Consider the following 25,031-nt stretch of genomic DNA (forward strand, 5'->3'; position numbering starts at 1 on the left):
CTCGTGATTGTCCTGCTAGTACTTCGTGATGACGCGCCGCCGCCATCCGACGACGACCATTGTTTGACGCATGCTTCGGCTCATCCCGGCGGCTCGTCCGGCGGTGGCGCCGGTCCGCAACCCACGTCGGCGTCTCCCTCGGGACCGTTTGCGATGAAACGGGCGAGCAGGTGAATCAGCGTCGCGTGCTCCTCGGCGGTAAAACCGCGCAACTGGTCGTTCAGCACAGTTGCGCCGAGGTTCGGCAACTGGCGCGCGGCCTCGTGGCCCTGCGGCGTCAGCTCAAGCTTCACCATGCGTCGGTCGTCGCTGCTGCGCGTGCGCACGACGAAGCCCTTCTTTTCCAGCCGGTCGAGCAGACGCGTCATCGAGCCGCTGTCGTACGACATCGCGCGCGACAGCTCGAATGGCGTGCTCGCGCGCCGCGACGACAGCATCAGAATCACGCCGATCTGCTGCGCGGTGAGCCCGAGCGGCTTGACTGCACGGTCCGTGCGCTCGACCAGCACGTTGCGCGCTTTCGTCAGGTAGTAGCCGAGACTGCTCGTGAGCTCGACCTCGTCCGCTTTGTAGGGGCCATCAGTCATGGGGTTATCCGCAACATCCAGGCAAGACGAAGTTTAGCTGCCTAAGCAGACAAGTCAAATCGCATTTTGCGGTGCGCAACGAGGCCAACCGAAATACAACAGTCGAATCAATTGCGCCGCACAGTATCTTGAAATTTGATTGCATAGTCAATATTATGACAAGCAATGAGTTTCGCGCGTCCTGCGCCATTCGAGACCATGTTCTGACCGATCGACCGCACGTCGCCCGCCTCGCGACGCGCGCCAAAGGATTTCCCCGATGCTGTACCTCAAAAACACGCTTGGCGGCCTCAGCCGCTCACTGACCGATTCCGCACTCCATACCTTCCAGGGCCGACACCGCTGGTGGAAGCTCGCACTGTTTGCGGGCCTGTTCGTGCTGCCGGGTGGGTCGGTGGGTGTCGCGTTGCTCGCGTGGGCCGAGCATCGAAGGGGGACGAAGCGGGCGAGGAAAGGCAGCGTTGTGGGCGAGGAATCCAGCGAGATCGTGCTGCCGAAGGAAAGCTTCGTGATAAAGGCGGGAAACGTCGTCCCCGCGACGGCCAACAGCGGTAACGCTTGCCTCGCGCCTGGCGGTGCGTCGTGCCGGGCCTCCGCTGGCAAGCTCGCGTGTCAGCGTCAACGCCAGCAGACCCAATCCACGGAATCGCGGCTCTGAAGGTGCACCGATTCGCAGCGCGCTTTTCGGCACACAGTTTCGCTTCGTCTAGCCATCTGAACGACCGCGAACCCGCAGCCCCTCGCGCCGCCGGTAACAACGCGTAACCAGCGCGTCACCGCAAGTAACACACCTGCGCACCGCCTCGCATTAACCTTTCGGCTTTCAGTTTCCCGCTCTCGCGCGGGCTCATACGCTAACATTCCGGCAGACCACGATCTCGCCCGGCCGGTGGCGCCATTCCCGGCCGCATTGCGGCGTCCAGAAGGAATTCATTGCATGCAGTCTGATCGAATGTCGCGGGCGCTTGCGCCGCGCGTCCTGTCCCTTGCCGTGAGCGCGGCCTGCGCGACGCTCCTGGCCGCCTGCGCGGTCGGTCCGAACTATCAGCGGCCGGCCACCGAGATCCCCGCGTCGTTCAAGGAAGCCGCGCCCGGCTGGAAAGTCGCCGAACCCGCCGATCAACACGACCGCGGCGACTGGTGGGCGATTTACGAAGACCCGAAGCTCAACGAACTCGAAGCCAAGCTCAACACCGCGAACCAGACCATCGCGCAATTCGCCGCGAGCTACCGGCAGGCGCGCGCGCTCGTCGGCGAAGCGCGGGCAGCGTACTTCCCGACGATCGGTGCGTCGGCGGGCGCGACGCGCTCGGGCAACGGCACGCAAACCAGTGGCAATGCGACTACGGCGACCAGTCGCGAGGGCATCACCAACAGCTTCAACGTGCAGATGACGGCGAGCTGGGAGCCCGACCTGTGGGGCTCGGTCACGCGCTCGGTCAACGCGCAGAAAGCCGGCCAGCAGGGCGCGGCCGCCGACCTCGCGAACGCGCGCCTGTCCGCCCAGGCCACGCTCGCGCAGACCTACTTCCTGCTGCGCGCGCTCGACTCCACGCAGAAGCTGCTCGACGACACCGTGATCGCCTATCAGCGCTCGCTGCAACTCACGCAGAATCAGTACGCGGCCGGCGTCGCCGCCCGCTCGGACGTGATCCAGGCGCAAACGCAGCTGCAATCGGCGCAGGCCGCCGCGATCGACAACGGCATCCAGCGCGCGCAGGACGAGCACGCGATCGCGGTGCTGGTCGGCGTGCCCGCGTCGATGTTCTCCCTGCCGCCGATGCCGCTCACCGCGACGCCGCCCGCCGTGCCTGCGCAGATGCCCTCCGCGCTGCTCGAACGCAGGCCGGATATCGCATCGGCGGAACGCAAAGCCGCGGCGGCGAACGAGCAGATCGGCGTGGCGATCGCCGCCTTCTTCCCGTCGCTGACGCTGTCGGCGACCGGCGGCTTCGAGAACTCGGTGTTCTCGCAATTGTTGACGTTGCCGTCGCGCTTCTGGACGCTCGGCCCGCAACTGGCCGGGACGATCTTCGACGCCGGCCTGCGCAAAGCGCAAACCGAGGCCGCGCGTGCCACCTATGACGCGGATGTCGCGACCTATCGGCAGACGGTGCTCGCCGCGTTCCAGGACGTCGAGGACAACCTCGTGTCGCTGCGCATCCTCGAACAGGAAATCGTCGTGCAGCGGCAGGCGGTCGACTCGGCGCGCCAGGCGCTCGCCATCGTGACGAACGAGTACAAGGCGGGTACGGTCGGCTTCGTCAATGTGCTGACCGCGCAGACCACGGCTTTCACGGCCGAACAGGAGCTCGAGAATATCGCCGGGCAGCGGATGGTGTCGTCGGTGGGGCTCGTGAAGGCGCTCGGCGGCGGCTGGGACGCGTCGCAGATGAATCGCGAGACCGGCGATGTCGCGGCGCCCGCGCCGCTGCCGGCATCGGCGCCGACGGCTGCGGCCACGTCAGTCGGCGCGCCGTTCATCGCACAGAGCACCGCGTCGGGCACAGACGCGCCGCAAGCGCGGGTGCAGAGCAAATAATGTCCGCTGCGCTCGCCGCGCAGCAATGCCACAAAACAGAAGAGGCGTGGTCGCAACTCGCGGCCATGCCTCTTTTTTCATCGCGCCACGCGCGCGAAACACGCGCCTCGGCACACATCAGCGCACGTCAGCCCCAACTCAGCGCACGAACGTCAGCGCCACCGTATCCGGCCCGCTAGGCCGGCCAAGCAGATTCAGCAGGCCGGCGAGGTTATCGTGCTGTTCCGGCGCGGCGCTCGCCGTGCCATGAAACGACGTCGATGCGGCCGACACCGTGCCGCTGCCGGTCAGCGTCAACGGACCCTTGATCGTGCTCAGATCGAGCGCCGACGACGTGCCCTGCGCCTGAAACCTGACCCGGTACGACCCGAGCGGCTTCACGAGCGACACCCGGGAGCTGACGTCGTCGAGCATCATCGTCAGCTGGCCGAACGCTTCGCCGTTGAAACTGCGCCACTCGGACCACGACAGCTGCACGTTGCCCTGCAGATCGAGCGTGTTGAATGGCGCGCCAAGCCCCACGAGCAGCGACGCCGGCACCGCGAGCACGCCGGGCGTGACGGTTGCGCCGCGCGGGGTCGCTTCGACCGTGACCGGGTCGGGCATCGCCTCGCTATGGCGCATGACCATGCGCACGCGTCCGGTGAAAAGCGGCCAGAACGCCGTGCGCCATTCGATCCGACCAGGCAGCAGCGTCGCCGCGCTCATATCGGCGCCGGCGGCCAGCATCAGGGTCGCCGAGCCATGCCACAGCGAGCCCTCGGCGTCGACGAGATTGACGTGCCCGTGCGTTTGCCGCGCGAACTGCGGCGTAATCCAGGCGGCCGGCAGTAACGCGAGCGTCACGGCCGCCACCGACAAAACGGCGACCACCAGCCACGGCAGCGCCGCACGCAGGCGCCACATCCAGTAATTCATGCGAGATCCTGTAGCGAGCGGCGCGTTGTTATTTCGCGGTCGATGGTTGCAGCGCGACCGTCAGATCGACCTGGCCGTCGTCTTTCAACGCGGTGATGTGCGCCTCGGAGACCTGCACCTTGAACTGCTTGCGCACGTCATCGACCCACGCGGTCCAGGCCGGAAACGCCACGTTTTTCATTTGCACCTGCACCGCGTTGCCGACGAACTGCACCTGCGTCGCGGCGAGGCCATGTTCGCCGAGCGATGCGGAAAGCGCGTCCTTCAGCGCCGCGCCGGTCGGCGCGACACCTTGCGCGGCCGCCGACAGCGAGCGCGCCTCGTGCGACTGCGCGGTCATCTGCGCAAGCTGCCGCTGCAGGCTGGGCAGCGATTCACGCAGGTGCGCGCGGCCATCCTGCGCGGGCGCCCACAGCACCGACCACGCAATCGCCACGGCGAGCGCGGCGCCGCCCCACGTCAGCAGCGCCTTTTCACGATCGGTGCGCTGGTCCCAGAAGCCAGCCCATGTTTGAGCGAGTTCAGCTTTCATTGTCCGTTCCTGATGGTCCACTTGCCGGTACTGCTGTCGATCGCGCCGGTAAGGCCGTTGCGCGAGAGGCGCCTGGCGAAGTCGGGGTCGACCTTGACCGCGGGTTTGAAGGTCACGTCGAGGCGGTGCTCGTGATAGTCGAGCGCGGCAATGCCGTTGACCGGCAGCGGCGACAGCGAGCGCGCGAGGCCGTCGGCGAGCGACAGGAAATCCTCCGGCGACAGCTCGCCCGCCGCCACGCGCAGCTGTTGCACCTGACGCGCCATCTGATCGGGCGCGTCGAGTACGACGGTCGTCTTCGGGAACGTATTGAGGAGCAGCTCCGTCATCTGCGTGTTGATCGCGTCACGCTGACGCGCAAGCATCAGCCACTGCACGTTCGCGCCGATGATCGCGACGACGAGCGCGGCGAGCGCGAGCACGATCGGCAGACGCAGACGCCGCAGCGTCGCGCGATCGAGGCGCCACGGCTGCGACGCGAATTCGAACTGGCACAGGTCGAAGCGGCATTCGAGCGCGCGCCGCGCGAGCTGCTCGAACGGCAGCGGACTCGCGCCGTGAATATGCGAGGCGAGCCGCGCGGGACTCGTCGTGGATTGGTTCGGCTCGTTGCCGGGCACCTCGGTCAGCATGTACAGCGACACCGGCGCCGCACCCGCTAGCGCGGACAGCGTCGCGTTCACCGCATCGGCCGGCGCCGCGAAACCCTCGCCCTGGACACCGCGTGCAATCGCCAGTTCGACGCGCGGCACGCCGCTGTCGAGCGCGCCCTCGACGAGCAGCGCGGGTGCGGTCTGCACGACCGCACCGAGCACCGCGGCCACCATCGGCACGATGGACGGCGCTTCGGGCGCGACCACCGGCGCGACGCCCGGTAGCGACGTCGCGACGCTCGCCGCGCCGGCCATCGCCGGCTCGCGCACTTCGGCTGTTTCATCGACGTTCGCGGCAACTTCGGTCACCGGCGCCAGCGGCAGGCAACGCGTGACCGGCACCGCGCGCAGACTGCGATGACCGGCCGCCGTGAACGCCTCACAGATGAAACGGAACCAGCCGCGATCAATGATCGCGAGCAGGTGCCGACCTTCACCAAGCCCCTGCGGATCGACCGCGATGTGGCAGGTCTGCGGGTCCTGGATCAGTTGATCCTCGACGATATTGGGCAGCGCCTGGCGCAGCTTTGGGCCACGCAGCGGCGGCAGCGTCGCGGGCATCAGCAGCAGGTCGCGCGCGGCGAGCATCAGCACCGTCGTGCCGGCGCGCGGCAGCAGCGCGAGCGCCGAGCGGCCGGCGCGCTGCGTGCGCCCCGTCTTGTCGAGCAGCACGAACGGCAGCTCGGGCAGTTGCCATTCCTGCGAGGGCACCGCCGGATCACGCGGTGGCAATAGGACGATCAGCGTGCTCAAAGGCCACTCTCTCTGTGGATTGCGTTGTTCATAGTTGGTCTTGTACCCGCACGATACGCGTGGTGTGAGTTAGCGGATCGCGATAGACGAGCGTCGTGCGATCCACTTCGGCGCGCTCGTGCTGCACACTGCCGTGGACTAAAAAGTAGCTCGAGTTGACGTCGAACTCATTCGGATCGATCGACACCGATTGCACACCGGCGGCGGTCAGCGCGAGCTGCACGTCGCCGGCGTTGCGGAAAAACACGGTCTGGCGCCGCGCGACGAGTGCTTGCGCCTGCGACACGGTCATGCCCGGCACCACCGCCGCGATCACTTCGGCCGACGCGGTGTTCATGTTGATCGCGGTGGTCGTAGGCAGCACGGTGACGAACGGCCGCAGCTTCGCGACGATCTCCGGCGTGTAGCCCGGAATGTCGAGCAGCGAATCGACGCTCGTCATCAGCAGCGGCGCGACCGCCACGTTGTCGTCGCCGTCCTCGATGCCGGGCTGGTTCGTGAAGTTGCCGCCCGTCATACCGCCGCCGCCGCCCACTTGCGGCGTGCTGCTGATCGACGTGCCGGTCTGAAAGCGCGTCGCCGATTGCGACAGCCCCGCGCGCACGTGCAGCGCGGTCACTTTGGCGAGCTGCCCGCTCAGGCCGAGCGACACCAGCAGGCGCTGGTACGCGGCCATCTGCTCGGCGCTGATTTGCGTCACGCCGGGCGCCGGACTTGCGACCAGATTGCGCAGATTGAATCGGGACTGCGCGTCCTCGATCGAGCCCGACAGGTAGGTGGCCGCGCCTTGCTCAGCGCGTACCTCGCCAATCTGGCCGAGAAAATCCGACAGCCGGGTTTTCGCGATCGGCACGCCCCACAAGCCGCCCAGATACGTGATGCCAGCCGACGTATCGCCTTCGGACCGCAGAATCAGCCGGGTCCAGTCGAGCGCGCCGCGCGCGACCCATTGCGCCTGCGACAACAGCCGCTGATTCTCGATGCGCCGGATTTGCACCTGCTGGCGCCACAACATGCCGGACACGAGGATCGCCGACAGCGCGACGACGAGCAGCGCGCTGATGATGGCCACACCGCGCTCGCGCGCGCCGGCCACGCGCGAACCGGATGCCGACTTTTTCGACGGCGACGAGGAGAACGTCATGTCATTCTCCGACCAGAAAAACGCGCGTGACCGGCCGCGCGAGCGATGTTGCGCCGATGCTGACCTCGAGCCCCGTCACCGAGCGCGGCATCGGCGCGTTGCCGAGCTGCGGCACCTTCAGGTTGTTGACGGCCTCGGTCATCGCGGTCTGTACGTCGTTCATCCGTATGGTCCAGCCGAGCTTCGGCACGTACATGCGCGCCGAGATCGAGCCGACGCCACCCATCAGCGGCACCGCGCTCCAGCCTTCGTCGCTGCCGTGCAACGCGCGCCGCAATTCGCCGACGTTGCCGAGCGGCGGCGACGCGTAGCGCACCACGCGGCCGTTCGAGATCTGATAGCGCACCACCTGCAGACGCGGCGCGGTGGCCGGCAGCACCATGTGCCGCACGATCTGCAGCGCGTTGCCGGACACCGAGACCGCGGCCTGGCCCGATTCGTCGTCGCTGGCGGCCTGGCGTGCGTCGATGCGCATCTGGTCGAACAGCTGCGCGAACACGCGTTCGTCTTCCATCGCGTTCGTGATCGTCGTGCGGCCGCGGATGATCTGATCGAGCCCGCGCCATGACAGCACGGCGATCACCGCGAGGATCGCGATCGCGACCAGCAGTTCGATCAGCGTGAAGCCGCGCGCGCCATAACGGCGACGGCGCTCACAGCGAGCGGTTGTTTTCATTCGCGACCACCGTGACCATCTGCGCGAGATTGCCGGACTGCCCTGGCATCGTCACCCTCACTTCGACACGGCGAAACACCGGATTCGGCGTCGCCGTCACATGCTCGGTACAGCGCAGTTGCAGATTGCCTTGCGAGCAATCGAAGCTCGTCGAGCCGATGTTGGGCCATGCATGCTTCAGATGAAGGTCCGCGAGCGCGTTGTCCGCGCTCCAGCCGGCGAGCAGACGCCGGTGCAGATCGGCTTCGCCGCTCGCGAGACTGCCGACCGCGCGCAGCGACGCGGCAAGCGCGATCGCGATGATGGCGAGCGCGACCAGCACCTCGATCATCGTGAAGCCACGCTCCTCGCGGCACCCGACATCGCGCATCATGAAGAGGGAAGGGGCACGGACCGACCTGCCGTAGCGAAGCATCCGCATCTCAGCGCACCTCGTAGCGGCCATTGCCGGTACCGACGATCGTCGCCTGGCCGGCCGCCGAAAACAGCGTGACCTGCACCGGCACGTCGATCGCCTCGGTACCAAACACGATGCGATCGGCGTGCGAATCCGAGCCCGGGTAACTGATCGCGACACTGGTCACGCCGCCTTCCCACTGACGCGGTCCGAGCAGATCGTCGCGCAGCGGACGCCAGCCGTCCTGGGTGCGCTGATCGAAACGGAAGCCGCCCTCGAACGGCTGCCACGCGATCGGCCGCGCGCGCACCTGCGCTTCATCGCCAGCCGATTCGAACAGCAACGCGAGACGCTGCGCTTCCTCGTTCAGATCGGTGCGCGGATTGCGGGTCATCGTGACCGCGGTCAGCGACACGAGCAGGCCCGCGATCACGAGCACGACCATCATTTCGAGCAGCGTGAAGCCTGCCGCGCGGCGGCGGCGCAGGCGGGAGCGCGGCCGCGAAGCCGTACACGGAGTGTCCACACGGGACTTGCAAGCGGACGTGCGCATAGTGCCGGCCATCGACGATCAACGGAAATTCATACAGCAATGCATCGGTGAAGCACGCACGCTTGCACGCGCCGCGAACATAACGGCGTGGCGGGCACGGCGCCTGGCGAAACAAGCGGCCGAACCGATGGCAAGGAGGGCGCGTGCATGAACATCATCGAGTCTGGCGGGATGCCAGGTTCAGCCTGTTCATTGCCAGGACCCGACGTCGGAGTCGTTGCCTTCGCCGCCCGGTTTGCCATCGGCGCCGTAGCTGAACACATCGACCTCGCCGTGCACGCCGGGATTCAGGTACTGGTACGCATTGCCCCACGGATCGTTCGGCAGACGCTCGAGATAGCCGCCGTCCTTCCAGTTGTTCGGCACCGGGTCGGTGGACGGCTTTTCGATCAGTGCGTGCAGGCCTTGCTCCTGGGTCGGATAGCGGCCGTTGTCGAGGCGATAGAGCTTCAACGCCTGCATCACGGTGCCGATGTCCTGCTTCGCGGCAACGCGCCGCGCTTCGTCCGGACGGCTCATGATCTTCGGCACGATCAGCGCGGCGAGAATGCCGAGAATGGCGATCACGACCATGATTTCGATCAGCGTGAAACCGCGTTGACGACGGCCGCGCGAACCCGCGTTGTCAGCGCGGCGAATGGTCGACAGTTGCATAGGTTGCTACCTCTTTTCAGGTGAAATTTTCGGCCCGGCTTATCAGATTGAACACGCCGGGCCGTCATTTTAATGTCATGCAGTTGAAGGGTTTCAACCCACCGCAATTTTCACAATAGTCCGTACAATGTGCGCATGAACGCCATCCAAATCCGCCTCCTGTCGCTCGCGCTGTTCGCCGCTTTCTGCGCGACGCTGACCTACTGGGTCATCACGCTCATCACGTTGTCCGGCGCGCCGTTGCCGGCTGCGGCGGCGCATGCGCAGGTCTCGACCGATCAGGCCGCGACGCTGTTCGGCGGACAGCTCACGCGCAACGTCAATCAGGACATCCATCTCTTCGGCATCCTCGCGTTGAGCGAAGGCGCCGCGGCGATCGTCAGCGTCGGTGGCGAGCCGCCGCGCGCGGTGTCGCTCGGCAGCACGCTGATGCAAGGCACCAGGCTCTCCGAAGTCCGCGCCCGCTCGATCATCATCGACCGCAACGGCGCCCACTCGGAAATCTTCCTGCCCGCCAACTCCAGCGGTCCCACCATTTACGTGCGCTGAAACCCGAAGCGGTTGCGCGGCTGATACCGCATGCCGCGCAAATCCTTTCTCTTCCTTCCTCTCGCTACGACGACTACTACTGCACGAGGTTGTTCAGTTCGATGATCGGCAGCATCACCGCGAGCACGATCACCAGCACCACGCCCCCCATCGCCAGGATCAGCAGCGGCTCCAGCAGGCTCGTCAGGAACATCGTGCGACGCTCCAACTCGCGCGCTTCGCCATCGGCCGCGCGATCGAGCATCGTCGTCACGTCGCCGGTCGCTTCGCCCGAGCGGATCAGGTGCACGAGCACCGGCGGAAACGTCTTCGTGTTGCCGAGCGCGCGCGACAGCGACGTACCTTCGCGCACTCGCACGATCGCGTCGTCGATGTTCTCGCGCATCGCATTGTTGCTGAGCGTTTCGGCCGCGGCTTGCAGCGCGCGCAGAATCGGCACGCCCGCCGCGGTCAGAATGCCGAGCGTGCTGGCGAAGCGGACCGTGTTATAGCCGCGCACGAGCTTGCCGATCAGCGGCGCGGTCAGCAGCCAGCGGTCGAAGGCGAGCCGTGGGCCCGGTTGCCTGAGGGTCGCGCGCACCAGATAGACGACCACGATCGCGCCGATCAGCATCGCCCACCACCAGTGCCGCACGAAGCCGGACAGCGCCATCATCACGATCGTCAGAAACGGCAGTTGCTGCTTGGTGCTCGCGAACACGTTGACGACCTGCGGCACCACATAGCTGAGCAGGAACGTGACGATGCCGAACGCGATGATCGTGACGATCGTCGGATACGTGAACGCCAGCACGATCTTCTGCTTCAGTGCATTGCGCTGCTCGATGTAGTCGGCGAGCCGCGACAGCACCAGGCCGAGCTTGCCCGTATGTTCGCCGGCCGCGACGAGCGCCCGGTAGATCTCGGGGAAGTCCTTCGGATGCTGCTGCAGCGCATTCGCGAGCGAATGACCGCCGAGCACTTCGGCGCGAATCGCCGCCATCAGCTCGCGGATGTAGTCGCGCTCCGACTGCTCGGTGAGCACCGCGAGCGCTTCGTCGAGCGGCAGACCCGCGATCAGCAGACTCGCGAGCTGCCGCGTCAGAATGGCCTGCTCGCGCTGCGACAGACGACGCCCGAGCGCGAGCCGCTGATTGCGCTCGCCGCGGGTGCGCGACGCCGCCGGTTCGACGACGAGCGGAGTGAGTCCCTGCGAGCGCAGGTTGGTGCGCGCGCCGCGCGCACTGTCGGCGTCGAGCACGCCTTTTTGTGCCTTGCCCGCCGCGTCGATCGCTTCGAAACGGAATGCCGGCATGCGCTTATGCTCCGCCCGTCACGCGAATCACTTCTTCGAGCGACGTCAGTCCCGATGCGAGCCAGCGCTCTGAATCCTCGCGCAGCGTGCGCATGCCGTGCGCGCGGCCCGCTTCGAGAATTTCGGCGTCCGCCGCGTTGCGGTGGATCAGCGAACGGATCGTCTCATCGATCAGCAGCAGCTCGTAGACGCCGCGCCGTCCCGCGTAACCGGATTGGCCACAACGGTCGCAGCCGACCGGATGCCAGCGCTTGCTGCCGTCCTCTTCCGTGCGCTCTTCGCGACACACCGGGCACAGCCGCCGCACGAGCCGCTGCGCGAGCACGCCGAGCAGCGACGAAGCGAGCAGATACGGCTCGACGCCCATGTCGGTCAGACGCGTGACCGCGGATGCCGCGTCGTTCGTGTGCAGCGTCGCGAGCACCAGGTGGCCGGTCAGCGACGCCTGCACCGCGATCTGCGCGGTTTCGAGGTCGCGGATTTCACCGATCATGATGACGTCCGGATCCTGACGCAGAATCGAGCGCAATGCGCGCGCGAAGCTCATGCCGATCCGCTCGTTGACCTGGGTCTGGCCGATGCCGGACAGGTCGTATTCGATCGGGTCTTCCACCGTCATGATGTTGGTGGTCGCCGTCTCCAGTCGCGACATCGACGCATACAGCGTCGTGGTCTTGCCGGAGCCGGTCGGGCCCGTCACGAGTACGATGCCGTGCGGCTTGCCGATCAGCTTGTCGAACTTGCCGAGCGTGTCGGATGCCATGCCCAGCGCTTCGAGATTCAGTCGCGCCGCGTCTTTTTCGAGCAGCCGCAGCACCGCGCGCTCGCCGTGGCCGGTGGGCAGCGTCGATACGCGCACGTCGACCGGACGACCGCCGACGCGCAGCGTGATGCGGCCGTCCTGCGGCAGACGTTTCTCCGCGATGTCGAGCTGCGCCATGATCTTGATCCGCGAGATCAGCGCGCCGTGCAGCGCTTTTTTCGGCCGCACCACGTCGCGCAGCGTGCCGTCGACGCGAAAGCGCACCACGGACGCATTCTCGAACGGCTCGATATGAATATCCGATGCTTGTTCGCGCGCCGCTTGCGTGAGCAGCGCGTTGATCATGCGGATGATCGGCGCGTCGTCTTCCGATTCGAGCAGATCCTCGACCTCGGGAATGTCCTGCATCAGACGCGACAGATCGACTTCGCCTTCCACTTCACCGACCACCTGCGCGGCGCTGCCGTCCTGGCGCGCATAGGCCTGGTTGATCGCCTGCGCGAGATCGTCGGCGGGCACGCGCACGACCGATACCGTGCCGTAGTTGCGCGCGATTTCGGCAAGCGCGGCTTCGCTCGTGCGCTCGCTGATCCAGACTTCGAGGCTATCGGCATACTGATGCGCGACCAGGATCTGGCCGCTGCGCGCGAAACCGTACGGCACGAGCCGGGCGGCGAGCGGCGAGGGTGCCGCGCGCTCGCCGGCGGCGGCGGCGCCGTTCAACAGACCTTGCGATGGCGCGGTTTGCGCGGGCGTCTGCGTCACGGACGCGCTCCCGGCGATACTGTACTCGGCACCACTCCGCTGGCCGGATCGACGACCGCCGGTTGCGGCACGGTTTGCGGCATCGTTTGCGGCACAGGTTGCGTGGTGGGCTGCGCGTTGGCTTGCGGCACGGCCTGCGGCGGTACCTGTTGAGGCACCTGTTGCGGTGCCTGCTGCGGCATCATCTGCTGGCGGCGCATCTGGTTCAGATCGAACAGGTTCAGCGCCGGCACACCGCCCTGGCTCGGGCCGAGCGGCATCGGCGGCACGACCGGATCGTCGCGATCCCTCATGATGTTGTTGTCCGAACGGTACGCACCCTGCACGCCCTGGATGTAGTCGTAGCGGTTCGCCGTGACGGCCTGGGTGGTGTCGTGATCGGCGAGAATGACCGGGCGCAGGAATACCATCAGGTTAGTCTTGTCGCGCGTCTTTTGCTCGGAGCGGAACAGCTGGCCCAGCCACGGAATGTCGCCGAGCAACGGCACCTTGCTGTTGCTGACCTGGTAGTTGTCCTGCATCAGGCCGCCGAGCACGATGATCTCGCCGTTATCGCACAGCACGGTCGACTGGATCGAACGCTTCGTGAATTCCGGGCCCGCCGGGTTCGTCGCCGCGTTGTTCGTACCGTTCACGATCGCCGAATCTTCCGTGTAGAGCTGCAGCTTCAGGATGCCGCCGTCGGTAATCTGCGGCTTCACGTGCAGCGTCAGACCGACGTCGACACGGTCGAACGTGTTGAACGCCGCGCTCGTCGTGCCGCTCGTCAGGTTCGAGTACGAACCGGTCTGGATCGGCACGTTGGTACCGACGATAATCTTCGCTTCTTCGTTATCGAGCGTGATCAGGTTCGGCGTGGACAGCACGTTCGCGTCGGCGGTCTGCGACAGCGCCTGCAGCAGCGCGCCGAGACCCTGCACGCCGAAAATGTTGTGGATCCAGCCGACGTTCAGGCCCTGTTGCAAGTTCGAGGCGCCCAGTGCCGTAGCGAGACCGCCGGTCGAGCCGGCAGCGGCCGCGGCCGCCGTCAGGTTGACGATGCTGTTGCCCGAGCCCGTCGACAGGTTGGTACCGGCATACAAGTTACCGTTCGCGACCTGCCACTGAATCCCGAGGTTGCCGCTCGTATTCGAGTTGAGCTCGACGATCAGCGCCTCGATATACACCTGCGCGCGACGTGCATCGAGCTGGTCGATCACCGCGCGCAAGTTGCGGTACGTCGCTTCGGGCGCCGTGATGATCAGCGAGTTGGTTGCGGGATCGGCCGTGATCATGCCGCCGCCCTGGTCTTCGCTCTTCTCCTTGTCTCCGCCGAGAAAGCCGCCACTATTACTATTCGAGCCCGAGGCGCCGCCGCCCAACGGCGAGTTCATCGAGCTGCCGCCGAGTCCGCCTGACGGCAACGGCGGCGTGCCCGACGTGCCCGTCGAATTGCTGGCGTTCGACAGACCGCCGCCGCCACCGCCACTGCTGTTCTGGTTGAACGAGTTCGCCTCGTTCGCGCCGCCCGACGAGCCTTCGCCGCCGCCCTTGCCGAGCATGTTGCGCAGCGTGCGCGCGAGCTTCGTCGCATCCGCGTTGCGCAGCGGCACGACGTGAATGTTGCCCGGCATCGTGGTCGGCACGTCGAGCTGTTTCGCGAGCTCCTTTGCCGCCGCGAGACGTGCCGTGTTCGATGCGCGCATCAGTAGCGAGTTGGTGCGCGGATCCGACGCGATCGACACCTTCAGCGTCGCGTCCGTACTGCCTATCGCGCCCGGATCGAGCATCTTGTTCATCTGCTGCGCGATGTCGATCGCATTCGCATTCTTCAGCGGCACGACCGCCACCGACTGGCCTGCCGCGTTATCGATGCCCGCGATGATCTGCGCGATGCGCCGCACGTTGTCGGCGTAGTCGGTGACGACGATCGTATTGTTGGCGGGGTAGGCCGCGACGGTGTTGTTCGGCGAAATCAGCGGACGCAGTACCGGCAGCAGGTTGTTGGCCGATTCGTTCCTCAGCGTGAAGACCTGCGTGACGACCTGGTCGCCGCGCGCCGTCGGCGCGTTGCCGACGTAGGTCGGCACGCCTTGCAGCTTGGCGTCGGCCTCGGGCACCACTTTCAGCACGCCGTGATCCTGCACGAGCGCGAAGCCCTGCATGCGCAGCGCGGACTCCAGGGTTTTGAGCGCCTGATCCTCGGGTACCGCGTTTTCGGACACGAGGTTCAGTTGCCCCTTCACCCGCGGATCGACGATGATCGTCTTGCCGGTCGCCGCGCCGATCGCCTTGGCGACCTGGTCGATGTCGGCGTTGACGAAGTTGAGTGTCACCTCTGCCTGTGCTGTCTGCGCGGTGATCAGTCCAGCCACCAGCAGCGCCGTTGCCACGCGACGCAAAGCCATACAATTTCTTCTCATGGAATTTGATATCGATGCCGGCAGCCTCTGCCACCGACGGTCATGCGATGCGGACCTGGCAGCAAGCTACCGCCCGGTCGGTCTGTGAGCCGGCCCCAAAAGCGAGTTTCGCTTCGAGCTCCAGCGTCCCGACGTCCGAAAAAAACGAACAGTAACAGCTTTTCATGTCGGATTTGAAACAAAACAAGGGGCCTCATGCGAATCCTTAGGGATCGCAGGGTTGTCATTAAATTGAAAGCTAACCGCCACCGTACACAGACGCCATTACCCGGCTTTGTACGGTCTTATGTCGGTTAGCCAACTTGACGAAGGTCGGACTGCCGGTATGATACGAGCCGTTCGACTCACTGTTATGTGTTTGCTGACGCGGGTTTTCCCCGATGCTCGACAAATGCCCGGCCAGCTTGCCGTTGCGGCCGAAATGCGGCCGGCAAACTGCCTTACCGATTCTTACCTCGGGTTTATCCAGTCCTGTTGACCGATGAAAAGTCCGCTCGTCACCGTCGCCGCCATGCTCGCGCTGCTCGTCGCAGCCGGCTCCGCGCGCGCCGACTGCTTCGACGAAGCGGCGAAATATCAGAAGGTCAACCCATTGATTTTACGGGCTATCGCGTGGCAGGAGTCGCACAACCGGCCGGATGCGCAGCACAAGAACGCGAACGGCTCGACCGACTACGGTGTGATGCAGATCAATTCGGTGCATCTGCCGGTGCTCGCCCAGTACGGGATCTCGCAGGGCACGCTGATGGAGCCGTGCAAGAACGTTTATATCGCGGCGTGGCATCTGCGCCGCCAGATGAACAAGTACGGCAATACCTGGCAGGCGGTCGGAGCATACCACTCTGAGACGCCGGCGTTGCGGGACAAATACTCGCAACAGATCGCCGCGATTCTGCGCAGCTGGAAGTTGATGCCCGCGCGGTAGGCTTGTCCAGCGCTGTCGCTCGCGCAGGCCGCGCCCGTTTTAATGCACAATGCGGCTTCATGCTGCTGTCGCGCCGTCGCAGCGACGCCGACCATTTGGCCACGCCCCCGGCACGCCTTTCAATCCTCCCGTATTCCGTACCGCGATGAACCAGCCGCTATTGCCCATCACCGTGCTCTCCGGTTTTCTGGGCGCCGGCAAGACCACGCTCCTGAATCACATCCTCGCGAATCGCGCCGGTTTGCGCGTCGCCGCGATCGTCGACGATCTCGCCGCGGTCAATATCGACCCGACGCTCGTGCGCCAGGCGGCCGACCTGTCGAGCGTCGACGAGCAGGTCGTTGAACTCGAGAACGGCTGTATCTGCTGCACGCTGCGCGACGAGCTGCAAAACGAAATCCGTCGCCTCGCCGGCGAAAATCGCTTCGACGCGCTCGTGATCGAATCGAGCGGCATCGCCGAGCCGATGTCGAGTGCCGAAACCATTACATTCGAGGGCCACGAAGGCGCGTCGCTCGGCGACGTCGCGCGGCTCGATACGATGGTCACGATCGTCGATGCGTTCAACTTCCTGCGCGATTACGCGTCGGCCGATGCGCTCGCCGAACGCGGCATCACGGTCGACGAAGACGACGACCGTACGATCGTCGAATTGCTGATCGAGCAGATCGAGTTTTGTGACGTGCTCGTCGTGAACAAGATCGATCTCGTCAGCGCCGACGAGCTCGCGCGTTTGCAGCGCATCCTCGCACGCCTGAACCCGCGCGCGGTGCAGCTCGTGAGCCGCTTCGCCGACGTGCCGCTCGACCAGATCGTGATCACCGGACGCTTCGATTTCGACGAAGCGTCGAATGCGCCGGGCTGGCTCGCGGCACTCGAGCACGAGCACGGCGGTCAACACGGCCACATGCATCGCAGCGAAGCCGACGAATACGGCGTCGGCCATTTCGTCTATCGCGCACGCCGGCCGTTTCATCCGCAGCGGCTATGGGAGCTGCTGCATCGGGAGTGGAAGGGCGTACTGCGTAGCAAGGGATTCTTCTGGCTCGCGACGCGCAACGATATCGGCGGTTCGCTGTCGCAGGCCGGTGGCGCTTGCCGGCACGGTCCGGCGGGCATGTGGTGGGCCGCGCAGGATCGCAGCGAATGGCCGGCAGGCGACGACGAGCTGGCCGCCGAAATCGCCGCCGACTGGTACGGCGCGCCGGACGATACCAGCATCGGCGATCGTCGTCAGGAGTTCGTGCTGATCGGCGTGGATATCGACCCCGCCATCTGGCGCGCAAAGTTCGACGCCTGTCTGCTCACCGACGACGAATACGCGCTCGGGCCGCAAGCCTGGCAGCAGTTCCCTGATCCGTTCCCGGCGTGGGAGTTCGACGACCACGATCATGATGATGATCGCGGCCATCATCATCACGGGCACGGCGACGACTGAGAACATGGCGGACATGACCACGGCGAGAACGCGCATCGTCATGACTGAACGAAGCACGTCCCGCGCTTGAACCATATGCATGGACGAAAAAAAACCCGCCACTGGCGGGTTTTTCTCGCGGGTGTCAACTGCCCGGCAGGAATCTGCCTAGCGCTTGTTGACCGAGTCCTTGAACGCCTTGCCTGCCGTGAATTTGACGGTCTTGGCAGCCGGGATCTTGATAGTTTCGCCGGTCTTCGGATTACGACCCGTACGCGCTGCGCGCTTGCCCGAACCAAAGCTACCGAAGCCAATCAACTGGACCGCCTCACCCTTCGACACAGACTTCTTGATCACTTCAAGCAACGTGTCCAGCGTTTCACCGGTTTGAGCCTTGCTGGCGCCCGTCTGTCCTGCGACAGCGTCGATCAGTTCCTGTTTGTTCATTAAGGTTCCTTTCTGAGTTTAGGTTGATACGAACAGCGCGACCGCGCCGATTATACGTGCGCGCGCCGCGCCGTCGAGCAGCTGCGGCCCTGATCCTGACGATCTCCCGCGCCGGACAAAACCCTGTTCGGCGGCCGTGCTGCCGCTCCCTTCGCGGCGCTTGCTATGATAGCGCAGCGCAAACCCAATCAGGATAAGGGTTTCGAGGAATTGCACGGTTTTCGGGCCGTTCTTGCAAGGAAATCGAAATTTTGCCCCTCAGCACCCCCTAAACGAGGGCTGAAACCCAGTCCTGGCGGGGGTTAGCGTTGGTTTTTGCCAACGCAGCAAAGCGTCTAAATGCGTCCTGATGGGTCTTTTACGGCGACTCGCGCGCAGCGCGCGCCGGCTCGAACCATCGAACCCGCTCTTTCGAGCGACCTTTTGAGCGTGTTTTCCCGTCGCGCATGACCGATCCGCTGATCCCCGCCGTCCTCGCTTTCCGCGACAACGGCAGCCCCTTTTCACCACACTACGACGACATCTATCACAGCGCCGTCGGCGCGCTCGAGCAGGCTCACTACGTCTTTCTGCGCGGCAACGAATTGCCCGAAAGATGGCAGAGCCGCCGTACGTTCACCGTGCTCGAAACCGGCTTTGGCATCGGCATCAACTTTCTCGTCACGTGGGCCGCATGGCGCGCCGATCCGGCTCGCTGCGAGCGGCTGCATTTCGTGTCGACCGAAAAGCATCCGTTTAGCGCCGCCGATCTGCGCTGCGTTCACGCAACGACGATCTCCGATCCGCTGATCGCGGGGCTCGCGAACACGCTCGCGAACGCTTGGCCGATGCTCGTGCCCGGCACGCACCGGCTCGAATTCGAAGGCGGCCGCGTCGTGTTGACGTTGATCTTCGCCGATGCGCTCGACAGCCTGCCCACCTTGCGGCTGCGTGCCGATGCGTTCTATCTGGATGGCTTTGCGCCCGCGAAAAATCCCGAGCTGTGGAGCCCGGCGATCTTCAAGGCGCTCGCGCGCGTCGCGGGCGATGACGCGACCTTCTCCACCTATAGCAGCGCGGGCGACGTCAAACGCGCATTGACGCAATGCGGCTTCGAGTATCGCAAGGTCGACGGCTTCGGCTGGAAACGCGCGATGCTGGTCGGTCGCTTCGCGCCGCGCTGGCGTGTGCGCCGTTATGAGCCGCCCGCGCCGTTCGGGCACGACGAACGACACGCGGTCGTGATCGGTGCGGGACTGGCCGGCTGCGCGGTGATCGAGCGGCTTGCGGCGCGCGGCTGGCGCGTGACTTCGCTCGAGCGGCATGCGTCGGTTGCACAAGATGCGTCTGGCAATCCAGCCGGCGTATTCCACCCAATGATTTCGCGCGACGACAGCGTCGCGTCGCGCGTCACGCGGGCGGGCTTTCTGTACGCGCTCAATCGTTGGGCCGCGCTCGAAAGTGCAGGGCATCGGCTCACGCGCGGCGATCGCGGTCTGCTGCAGATCGCCGCGGACGACGACGAGGCGCGCGCAATCGGCGAGGCCATCGGCGCGTTTCGCTATCCGTCCGACTACGTGACGCCGGTGTGCGCGTCCGATGCCGAGCGACTCGCCGGTGTGCCGCTCGCGCGTGGCGGCTGGTTCTTTCCGCGCGGCGGCTGGATCGATCCGGCTTCGCTGTGCGCGGCGCAATTCGCATCGGCAGGCGGCTTGCTCGAACGACGCTTCGGTGTCGACGTCGCGCGGCTCGAACGTTCCGGCGATCAGTGGACCGTCTTCGATATCGCGGGAAAGGTAGTCGCGCGAGCGCCGGTCGTGATCGTCGCCGGTGCGCATGAAGCTGCGCGCATCGCTGGCTTGCGTCATGCGCCGACACGCAGCATTCGTGGTCAGTTGAGCTTGCTGCCGGCGGGTACCGTCGCGCCGCTTGCGCTGCCGGTGATCGGCGAGGGCTACGCCGTGCCGCTCGCGAACGATGTCACGCTGACAGGCGCGACCTATGAACTCGACGACCCCGACACGTCGCTGCGCACGGACGGTCATCGCGAGAATATCGAGCGCGTCGCGCAGATGTTGCCGTCGTTCGCAAGCGCACTCGATGCCGCGCCGCTGACCTCGCTCGCCGGACGCGTTGCGTTTCGCTGCGTGACCTCGGATCGCATGCCGATGATCGGCCAGCTCGCCGACGAAGCCGCTGCCGCCCGCGATGCTGCCCGCCTGCGCGGCGCATGGCCGCTCGATCTGCCGCGTCTCGACGGTCTGTACGGCGCATTCGCTTATGGTTCTCGCGGGCTGGTGTGGGCCGCGCTCGGCGCTGAACTGATCGCCTCGCAGATCGAAGGCGAGCCGTGGCCGCTCGAACGCGATCTCGCCGAAGACATCGACCCTGGGCGCTTTCTGCTGCGGTCCTTGCGACAGGGAACGATCGGTTAACCGGCTTCGACCATTGCGAAGTTATCTCTGCGCCCGGCACGTTAACTCCGCCCGCCCTGTAAACAAGGTTAACCAGGACTCCGGCTTATCCACTGCGACCTGTGGATAACCGCGCGGTTAACCGGCGCAAGTCGTGTGGAACCATTGTGGACGTAAACGGGGTAACTGGGACATCGCGAAAAAGTGCGAAAAGTTGCTCGCGTATACCGGCAGCGGCCGCACATGCTGTGCATCCGGTTATGCGGCCGGGAACTCGATGATTTGTTTCGGTAAACACAGGTTATCCACAGAAACCGAGGCAGCTTGTTAACTGTTACTACGTATACATACGGTAAACCAGTAAACAGCAAAGACGGGGGCTAACGCCCCGCCTATCGGGCTAGCTGAGTTTCGTTCGAGTTCGCGTAAACCGGATCGCTCGACGCGCTGCGTTAACGACAAAACCGCGCATCGAAATCACCGAAGCGACGGTAACACCCGGGAGCGGATTCGCCGTTCGCGACGTGGTCGAAACTGATGCGATACCTCGAAAAAAGGTCGCTTTTTCCGTTCACTAGGAAAATAACGTTCTTTTTTACCGTTTTGCCTGCGAGTTAACGTCTTTTCGGTCAACCCGGAAAAAGCTATGGCACAATCCCCGTTTTTCCGCGTCGTGCCACAGCAACTGACGGCACGCGCAGCAATGGAACGGTGCCGGTCAAACAGAATCTGATTCAAGGTCGACGGCGTTCCTTCAGCGCGCCTGTTGCTACTGCCGCATCCCGTGTATGTGCCTGACTCCGTGCGGTTCTTCGCGGCCGTGGCGCATTCCGATCATCCGATCATTGAAACCTCGCAACGCTGATTTCGCGAAGCGCTTGCGACAACGTGCGCTCCCGATGCGCTCGTGACGGCGTGCGTGTGCGCCGGTTCGTGTCGTCTGCCGTTGCTGCCAAGGAGAACCCATTACGATGAATTCGGCGTTTTCGTTTTTGCCAGCGTGGCCGCTTTCGCCCGACGCCATTTTCTGGGCGGGTCTTGCATTGCTTGCCGCCGGTCTGTGCGGCGAGCTTTGCTATCGCGCGTGGCGTTTACCGCGCATTTCCGGCTATGCGGTGATCGGACTCGTGGCCGGCGCGGCAGGCTTTGGCGTGATCGATGCGGATTCCGCGAGCGCCGCGCGACCGCTGCTCGACGTCGCGCTCGGCCTGTTGCTGTTCGAACTCGGCAGCCGGCTCGATCTGCGCTGGATCCGCCGCAATCCGTGGCTGATTCTGTCGAGCGTCGCCGAAGCCACGCTGACTTTCGTGCTGGTGCTGCCCGTGTTGCTGTTTCTGCACGTGCCGCTGATGGTCGCGACCGTACTCGCCGCGATCGCGATGGCGACATCGCCCGCGATGGTGATCCAGCTCAAAACCGAACTACGCGCCGAAGGCCAGGTCACGCAGCGTCTTCTGACCTTGACCGCGCTGAACAGCATGTACGCGGTCGTGATCGAAAAGCTCGTGTCGAGCTGGCTGCATCAGGAGGTTTACGGCAACGTGTTCGCGACCATCCTGCAGCCGTTGTACCTGCTGGTCGGCTCGCTCGTGCTCGCGTATCTGCTCGCGCGCACCTGCACGTTCTTCTATCGGCGCCTGAACATGCAGGACGAGCATTCGTTCGTGGCGCTGTTCGGTCTCGTGCTGCTCGCGATCGCGATCGCGCATCTGTTCAAGCTGTCGACGATTCTCGCGCTGCTCGCCGCGGGCATCATCGTGAAGAATCACGAAGTGCGTCCGCAGTTGTGGCCAGAGCATTTCGGCACCGCGGGCTGGCTGCTGACGGTGATCCTGTTCGTGCTGACGCTGACGTCGTTCGAATGGAAGCACATCGCGTTGGGCGGAGTCGCCGCGCTGGGTCTGATCGTTGCTCGCCTCGTCGCGAAGCTGGTCGGCGTGCTGGCGTTCGCGAAGCCGAGCGGCCTGAACTTGAAGCAGGGCATCGCGCTCGGCCTGTCCTTGTCACCGATGTCGGCGCTCGCGTATCTGCTCGTCGACGACACGTACAACCTGTATCCGAACTTCGATCCGCAACTGCGCGCAATCGCTATGTGTTCGATTTTCGTGCTGCAGATTCTCGGGCCGTGGCTCGTCTATCGCAGCCTCGCGCTCGTCGCCGAGCGGCGCGAGGGGTAAGCGTGCAACGCGCATGGGCTGCCATGCGCGTTTCACGAACCCGTCTTTCAATTCCTTCGCCTCAAACGACCTGACTCAGGGGACGCCATGTCACTCGAACCCTTCATCGACTCGAAACCGTTCACGTTCGGTATCGAGCTCGAAATGCAGATCGTCAATACGCACGACTATGATCTGACCAAAGCCGGCACGGATCTGCTGCGCCTCATCAAGGACGAAAAAATCCCCGGCAATATCACGCCGGAAATCACCGAAAGCATGATCGAGCTGTCGACCGGCATCTGCACGTCGCACGAACAGGCGGTCACCGATCTGCGCAAGATTCGCGACACGCTGGTGTCCGCGGCCGATCATCTGAACGTCGGTCTGTGCGGTGGCGGCACCCATGCTTTCCAGCAATGGAGCGAGCGGCAGATCGTCGATACGCCGCGCTTTCAGTATATTTCCGAGCTATACGGCTATCTCGCGAAGCAGTTCACCGTGTTCGGCCAGCACGTGCACATCGGTTGCCCGAATCCGAACAGCGCGCTGTATCTGCTGCATTCGATGTCGCGCTTCATCCCGCATTTCATTGCGTTGTCCGCGTCGTCGCCTTTCGTACAGGGCGTCGATACCGGATTTCATTCGGCACGTCTGAATTCCGTGTTCGCGTTTCCGCTGTCGGGCCGCGCGCCGTTCGTGCTGACGTGGGACAGCTTCGAGGAGTATTTCTCGAAGATGGTCCACACGGGCGTGGTCAACAGCATGAAGGATTTCTACTGGGATATCCGTCCGAAGCCGGGCTTCGGCACGATTGAGGTCCGCGTGATGGATACGCCGTTTTCGGTGGATCGCGCCGCGGCGATCGCCTGCTACATCCAGACGCTCGCGCGTCATTTGTTGCTCGATAAGCCGATCATGCCGCAGGAAGACGACTATCTGGTCTACACGTTCAACCGTTTCGAAGCCTGCCGGTTCGGACTCGGTGGCACCTGCATCAATCCGCAAACCGGTGAACGCAAGACGATTTCCGAAGATATTCTCGAAACGCTCGAACAGATCGGACCGCATGCGGAAGCGCTCGGCTCGGTGAATGCGCTGGCCGAAGTCGGCGCGATCGCGCGCGGTCAGGTCAACGACGCGACGTGGCTGCGCAGTGTGTTTGCGCAGGAAAAGTCCTTGCACGAAGCGGTACGCCAGCAGTGTCTGCAATGGCGTGCCTAGTCGCGAAGACTTCATGAAACCGTTTGCGTGCGCCAGCTACGCGACGTTCCGACGAAACCCGCCGCGTGCGGGTTTTTTTTCGTAAGAAAATTTTTATGGTTTTTCGCGCGCGCAACCCTTCAGGTTTTTCGAAAATTTACGTATACCAGCGTAGTAGTCGTAAGCAGGCATTGCCAAAGGCTGTGGACAACTGAATAATTTCCTGCAAAGTCAATGCGCTGGGGAAATGATAACTGGGCTCGTAAAACGGGCTCCGGCCACGCCTGGCAAGCGCAACCGAGGAAACGTTCAACACGCTGCAAGTGCTTGTTGCAAAACGGTACACAGGCTGTCCAAACGTTTTCCCCTGCTTATCCACAGCTCGCGTTGGATAAGTTAGCTGTACGATTAGCCGCTGTCGCATAGAATGTCGTTTTTCGCCGCCTTCGGCTTCCAAGACGGTGTATTTTTGAGATAGTACAAACGGTTTCATCCGCGGTTGGACGAAGCTACCCCACACACGCAACGGGTGTACTCCGGCAGGCAGCCGCCGGCATTGCACCAAAGCGGTAAATAAACGAATCGAAGATTATGAGCGAAGGCGTATACGGAGAACAGGCAGCCGGGCGAGTGACCCACAGCCTCTTGCGATTGAGCACGGCGATGCGAAGCCAGGCTTGGGAATGGGCGGAAGGCGCAGGCCTTACGCCGACCCAGGGCGAGATCCTCGTGCTGTTGATGCAACGTAAGGGGCCGATGCGTCTCGGCGAAATCGCGCGTGAAACGGCGCTGACTGCCGCGACCACCAGCGATGCGGTCAGCACGCTCGAGACCAAAGGCCTCGTCGAAAAGCGTCGCGCACTCGACGACGGTCGCGCGCTCGCGGTACGTCTGACCTCGCGTGGCCGCACCGCTGCCAAACGCGCCGCGCAATGGCCGGACTTCCTCTCAAAGGCGGTCGGCACGCTGCGCGACGACGAGCAGTCCGTGTTCTATCGCACGCTGCTCAAGACCATCTATCAGCTCGAAGCGCAAAACACGATTCCGTCGCATCGTATGTGCCTGAGCTGCACGCATTTCCAGCCGAGCAAGAATCCGAAGAAGACGCCGCATCACTGCGCGCTGCTCGACCTGAACATGTTGGACACCGATGTGCGTCTCGACTGCTCCGTGCATGAAACGGCGGACGTCGCCACCCAGAAGAAGACCTGGAAGATCTTCGCCCAATAACCGGCGTCTTGCTGGGCAATCCGCTAACATGGCCTGGCCGGCGACGGCGGGCGGTATGCGCCGCCTGCTTGCCGGCTG

Annotated in this window: 23 protein-coding genes; 9 read left to right on the forward strand and 14 right to left on the reverse strand. The window is 64.4% G+C overall.

What is annotated here, in order from left to right:
- Positions 1–80: 80 nt before the first annotated feature.
- Positions 81–587: a MarR family winged helix-turn-helix transcriptional regulator gene (locus HDG33_RS27995; protein ID WP_184036802.1), complete on the reverse strand. Its 507-nt coding sequence runs from the start codon at positions 585–587 to the stop codon at positions 81–83.
- Between the two features lie 259 nt (positions 588–846).
- On the opposite strand from HDG33_RS27995, the gene HDG33_RS28000 reads away from it, so the two are divergent.
- Together HDG33_RS28000 and HDG33_RS28005 are read left to right on the forward strand one after the other, a co-directional pair.
- Complete coding sequence (locus HDG33_RS28000) at positions 847–1,245, forward strand: hypothetical protein (RefSeq protein WP_184036804.1); 399 nt, start codon at positions 847–849, stop codon at positions 1,243–1,245.
- A gap of 279 nt (positions 1,246–1,524) precedes the next feature.
- Complete coding sequence (locus tag HDG33_RS28005; RefSeq protein WP_184036806.1) at positions 1,525–3,129, forward strand: efflux transporter outer membrane subunit; 1,605 nt, start codon at positions 1,525–1,527, stop codon at positions 3,127–3,129.
- A gap of 138 nt (positions 3,130–3,267) precedes the next feature.
- On the opposite strand, the gene HDG33_RS28010 is transcribed toward HDG33_RS28005, so the two are convergent.
- The 8 genes from HDG33_RS28010 to gspG all read right to left on the reverse strand — a co-directional run bounded on the left by HDG33_RS28010 (position 3,268) and on the right by gspG (position 9,409).
- A complete protein-coding gene (locus HDG33_RS28010; RefSeq protein WP_184036809.1) occupies positions 3,268–4,047 on the reverse strand; it encodes a type II secretion system protein N in 780 nt (259 codons plus the stop codon).
- 28 nt (positions 4,048–4,075) lie between these two features.
- On the reverse strand, positions 4,076–4,579 hold the full coding sequence (locus HDG33_RS28015; RefSeq protein ID WP_184036811.1) for a type II secretion system protein M: 504 nt from the start codon (positions 4,577–4,579) through the stop codon (positions 4,076–4,078).
- Entirely contained in the window at positions 4,576–5,985 is a 1,410-nt protein-coding gene (gene gspL, locus HDG33_RS28020) for a type II secretion system protein GspL (protein WP_184036814.1), read from the reverse strand. The genes HDG33_RS28015 and gspL overlap by 4 nt, the downstream gene beginning before the upstream one ends.
- A gap of 28 nt (positions 5,986–6,013) precedes the next feature.
- Positions 6,014–7,129 (reverse strand): type II secretion system minor pseudopilin GspK, encoded by a 1,116-nt coding sequence (gene gspK / locus HDG33_RS28025; RefSeq protein ID WP_184036817.1) that lies wholly within the window; start codon positions 7,127–7,129, stop codon positions 6,014–6,016.
- A gap of 1 nt (position 7,130) precedes the next feature.
- A complete protein-coding gene (locus tag HDG33_RS28030) occupies positions 7,131–7,805 on the reverse strand; it encodes a type II secretion system protein J (protein ID WP_090802328.1) in 675 nt (224 codons plus the stop codon).
- On the reverse strand, positions 7,783–8,175 hold the full coding sequence (gene gspI, locus HDG33_RS28035) for a type II secretion system minor pseudopilin GspI (protein WP_184036959.1): 393 nt from the start codon (positions 8,173–8,175) through the stop codon (positions 7,783–7,785). Before gspI ends, HDG33_RS28030 begins: the two co-directional genes overlap by 23 nt.
- A 52-nt stretch (positions 8,176–8,227) precedes the next feature.
- The gene (locus HDG33_RS28040; protein WP_409259081.1) at positions 8,228–8,755 is read right to left on the reverse strand and encodes a GspH/FimT family pseudopilin; all 528 of its coding nucleotides are present in this window, start codon (positions 8,753–8,755) and stop codon (positions 8,228–8,230) included.
- A 189-nt stretch (positions 8,756–8,944) separates the two neighbouring features.
- Positions 8,945–9,409: a type II secretion system major pseudopilin GspG gene (gene gspG, locus HDG33_RS28045; protein ID WP_184036820.1), complete on the reverse strand. Its 465-nt coding sequence runs from the start codon at positions 9,407–9,409 to the stop codon at positions 8,945–8,947.
- Positions 9,410–9,544: 135 nt separating this feature from the next.
- Between gspG and HDG33_RS28050 the strand changes: the two genes are divergently transcribed.
- Positions 9,545–9,958 (forward strand): type II secretion system protein N, encoded by a 414-nt coding sequence (locus HDG33_RS28050; RefSeq protein WP_184036823.1) that lies wholly within the window; start codon positions 9,545–9,547, stop codon positions 9,956–9,958.
- Between the two features lie 76 nt (positions 9,959–10,034).
- On the opposite strand, the gene gspF is transcribed toward HDG33_RS28050, so the two are convergent.
- Genes gspF through gspD form a run of 3 tightly spaced genes read right to left on the reverse strand, consistent with a single transcriptional unit; the run spans position 10,035 to position 15,167 of the window.
- Positions 10,035–11,252 (reverse strand): type II secretion system inner membrane protein GspF, encoded by a 1,218-nt coding sequence (gspF, locus tag HDG33_RS28055; RefSeq protein WP_184036826.1) that lies wholly within the window; start codon positions 11,250–11,252, stop codon positions 10,035–10,037.
- Positions 11,253–11,256: 4 nt separating this feature from the next.
- Complete coding sequence (gene gspE / locus HDG33_RS28060; RefSeq protein WP_311548388.1) at positions 11,257–12,741, reverse strand: type II secretion system ATPase GspE; 1,485 nt, start codon at positions 12,739–12,741, stop codon at positions 11,257–11,259.
- Between the two features lie 35 nt (positions 12,742–12,776).
- Positions 12,777–15,167, reverse strand: a complete 2,391-nt coding sequence (gspD, locus tag HDG33_RS28065; protein ID WP_184036829.1) for a type II secretion system secretin GspD — start codon at positions 15,165–15,167, stop codon at positions 12,777–12,779.
- A gap of 496 nt (positions 15,168–15,663) precedes the next feature.
- Between gspD and HDG33_RS28070 the strand changes: the two genes are divergently transcribed.
- The gene (locus HDG33_RS28070) at positions 15,664–16,107 is read left to right on the forward strand and encodes a lytic transglycosylase domain-containing protein (protein ID WP_184036832.1); all 444 of its coding nucleotides are present in this window, start codon (positions 15,664–15,666) and stop codon (positions 16,105–16,107) included.
- A 145-nt stretch (positions 16,108–16,252) separates the two neighbouring features.
- On the forward strand, positions 16,253–17,545 hold the full coding sequence (locus HDG33_RS28075; RefSeq protein WP_184036833.1) for a GTP-binding protein: 1,293 nt from the start codon (positions 16,253–16,255) through the stop codon (positions 17,543–17,545).
- A gap of 147 nt (positions 17,546–17,692) precedes the next feature.
- Here HDG33_RS28075 and HDG33_RS28080 read toward each other — a convergent pair whose 3' ends face one another.
- Positions 17,693–17,971, reverse strand: a complete 279-nt coding sequence (locus HDG33_RS28080) for an HU family DNA-binding protein (RefSeq protein WP_018418891.1) — start codon at positions 17,969–17,971, stop codon at positions 17,693–17,695.
- 18 nt (positions 17,972–17,989) lie between these two features.
- Positions 17,990–18,187 (reverse strand): hypothetical protein, encoded by a 198-nt coding sequence (locus HDG33_RS28085; protein ID WP_184036835.1) that lies wholly within the window; start codon positions 18,185–18,187, stop codon positions 17,990–17,992.
- 230 nt (positions 18,188–18,417) lie between these two features.
- Here HDG33_RS28085 and mnmC point away from each other — a divergent pair, with 230 nt between their 5' ends.
- The 4 genes from mnmC to HDG33_RS28105 all read left to right on the forward strand — a co-directional run bounded on the left by mnmC (position 18,418) and on the right by HDG33_RS28105 (position 24,953).
- Complete coding sequence (gene mnmC, locus HDG33_RS28090) at positions 18,418–20,385, forward strand: bifunctional tRNA (5-methylaminomethyl-2-thiouridine)(34)-methyltransferase MnmD/FAD-dependent 5-carboxymethylaminomethyl-2-thiouridine(34) oxidoreductase MnmC (protein ID WP_184036837.1); 1,968 nt, start codon at positions 18,418–18,420, stop codon at positions 20,383–20,385.
- A gap of 950 nt (positions 20,386–21,335) precedes the next feature.
- A complete protein-coding gene (locus HDG33_RS28095; protein WP_090802344.1) occupies positions 21,336–22,541 on the forward strand; it encodes a cation:proton antiporter in 1,206 nt (401 codons plus the stop codon).
- An 87-nt stretch (positions 22,542–22,628) separates the two neighbouring features.
- The gene (locus HDG33_RS28100) at positions 22,629–23,744 is read left to right on the forward strand and encodes a YbdK family carboxylate-amine ligase (protein ID WP_184036839.1); all 1,116 of its coding nucleotides are present in this window, start codon (positions 22,629–22,631) and stop codon (positions 23,742–23,744) included.
- 570 nt (positions 23,745–24,314) lie between these two features.
- Positions 24,315–24,953 carry a MarR family winged helix-turn-helix transcriptional regulator gene (locus HDG33_RS28105; protein ID WP_090802348.1) on the forward strand — a complete coding sequence of 213 codons (639 nt, stop codon included), beginning with the start codon at positions 24,315–24,317 and terminating at the stop codon, positions 24,951–24,953.
- The last annotated feature ends 78 nt before the right edge of the window (positions 24,954–25,031 follow it).

Origin of the sequence: Paraburkholderia sp. Cpub6 (assembly GCF_014201065.1) — a bacterium.
GTDB classification, from domain to species: domain Bacteria; phylum Pseudomonadota; class Gammaproteobacteria; order Burkholderiales; family Burkholderiaceae; genus Paraburkholderia; species Paraburkholderia tuberum.

Bases quoted from the DNA above. Each gene is read 5' to 3' on its own strand.
- HDG33_RS28075 (WP_184036833.1), top strand. From the start codon at position 16,253: ATGAACCAGCCGCTATTGCCCATCACCGTGCTCTCCGGTTTTCTGGGC.
- HDG33_RS27995 (WP_184036802.1), bottom strand. From the start codon at position 587: ATGACTGATGGCCCCTACAAAGCGGACGAGGTCGAGCTCACGAGCAGT.
- HDG33_RS28005 (WP_184036806.1), top strand. From the start codon at position 1,525: ATGCAGTCTGATCGAATGTCGCGGGCGCTTGCGCCGCGCGTCCTGTCC.
- HDG33_RS28015 (WP_184036811.1), bottom strand. From the start codon at position 4,579: ATGAAAGCTGAACTCGCTCAAACATGGGCTGGCTTCTGGGACCAGCGC.
- HDG33_RS28000 (WP_184036804.1), top strand. From the start codon at position 847: ATGCTGTACCTCAAAAACACGCTTGGCGGCCTCAGCCGCTCACTGACC.
- gspG (WP_184036820.1), bottom strand. From the start codon at position 9,409: ATGCAACTGTCGACCATTCGCCGCGCTGACAACGCGGGTTCGCGCGGC.
- gspI (WP_184036959.1), bottom strand. From the start codon at position 8,175: ATGCGCGATGTCGGGTGCCGCGAGGAGCGTGGCTTCACGATGATCGAG.
- HDG33_RS28050 (WP_184036823.1), top strand. From the start codon at position 9,545: ATGAACGCCATCCAAATCCGCCTCCTGTCGCTCGCGCTGTTCGCCGCT.
- HDG33_RS28040 (WP_409259081.1), bottom strand. From the start codon at position 8,755: ATGCGCACGTCCGCTTGCAAGTCCCGTGTGGACACTCCGTGTACGGCT.
- HDG33_RS28095 (WP_090802344.1), top strand. From the start codon at position 21,336: ATGAATTCGGCGTTTTCGTTTTTGCCAGCGTGGCCGCTTTCGCCCGAC.
- HDG33_RS28070 (WP_184036832.1), top strand. From the start codon at position 15,664: ATGAAAAGTCCGCTCGTCACCGTCGCCGCCATGCTCGCGCTGCTCGTC.
- HDG33_RS28030 (WP_090802328.1), bottom strand. From the start codon at position 7,805: ATGAAAACAACCGCTCGCTGTGAGCGCCGTCGCCGTTATGGCGCGCGC.
- HDG33_RS28105 (WP_090802348.1), top strand. From the start codon at position 24,315: ATGAGCGAAGGCGTATACGGAGAACAGGCAGCCGGGCGAGTGACCCAC.
- gspD (WP_184036829.1), bottom strand. From the start codon at position 15,167: ATGGCTTTGCGTCGCGTGGCAACGGCGCTGCTGGTGGCTGGACTGATC.
- gspF (WP_184036826.1), bottom strand. From the start codon at position 11,252: ATGCCGGCATTCCGTTTCGAAGCGATCGACGCGGCGGGCAAGGCACAA.
- gspK (WP_184036817.1), bottom strand. From the start codon at position 7,129: ATGACGTTCTCCTCGTCGCCGTCGAAAAAGTCGGCATCCGGTTCGCGC.
- mnmC (WP_184036837.1), top strand. From the start codon at position 18,418: ATGACCGATCCGCTGATCCCCGCCGTCCTCGCTTTCCGCGACAACGGC.
- HDG33_RS28080 (WP_018418891.1), bottom strand. From the start codon at position 17,971: ATGAACAAACAGGAACTGATCGACGCTGTCGCAGGACAGACGGGCGCC.
- HDG33_RS28100 (WP_184036839.1), top strand. From the start codon at position 22,629: ATGTCACTCGAACCCTTCATCGACTCGAAACCGTTCACGTTCGGTATC.
- HDG33_RS28010 (WP_184036809.1), bottom strand. From the start codon at position 4,047: ATGAATTACTGGATGTGGCGCCTGCGTGCGGCGCTGCCGTGGCTGGTG.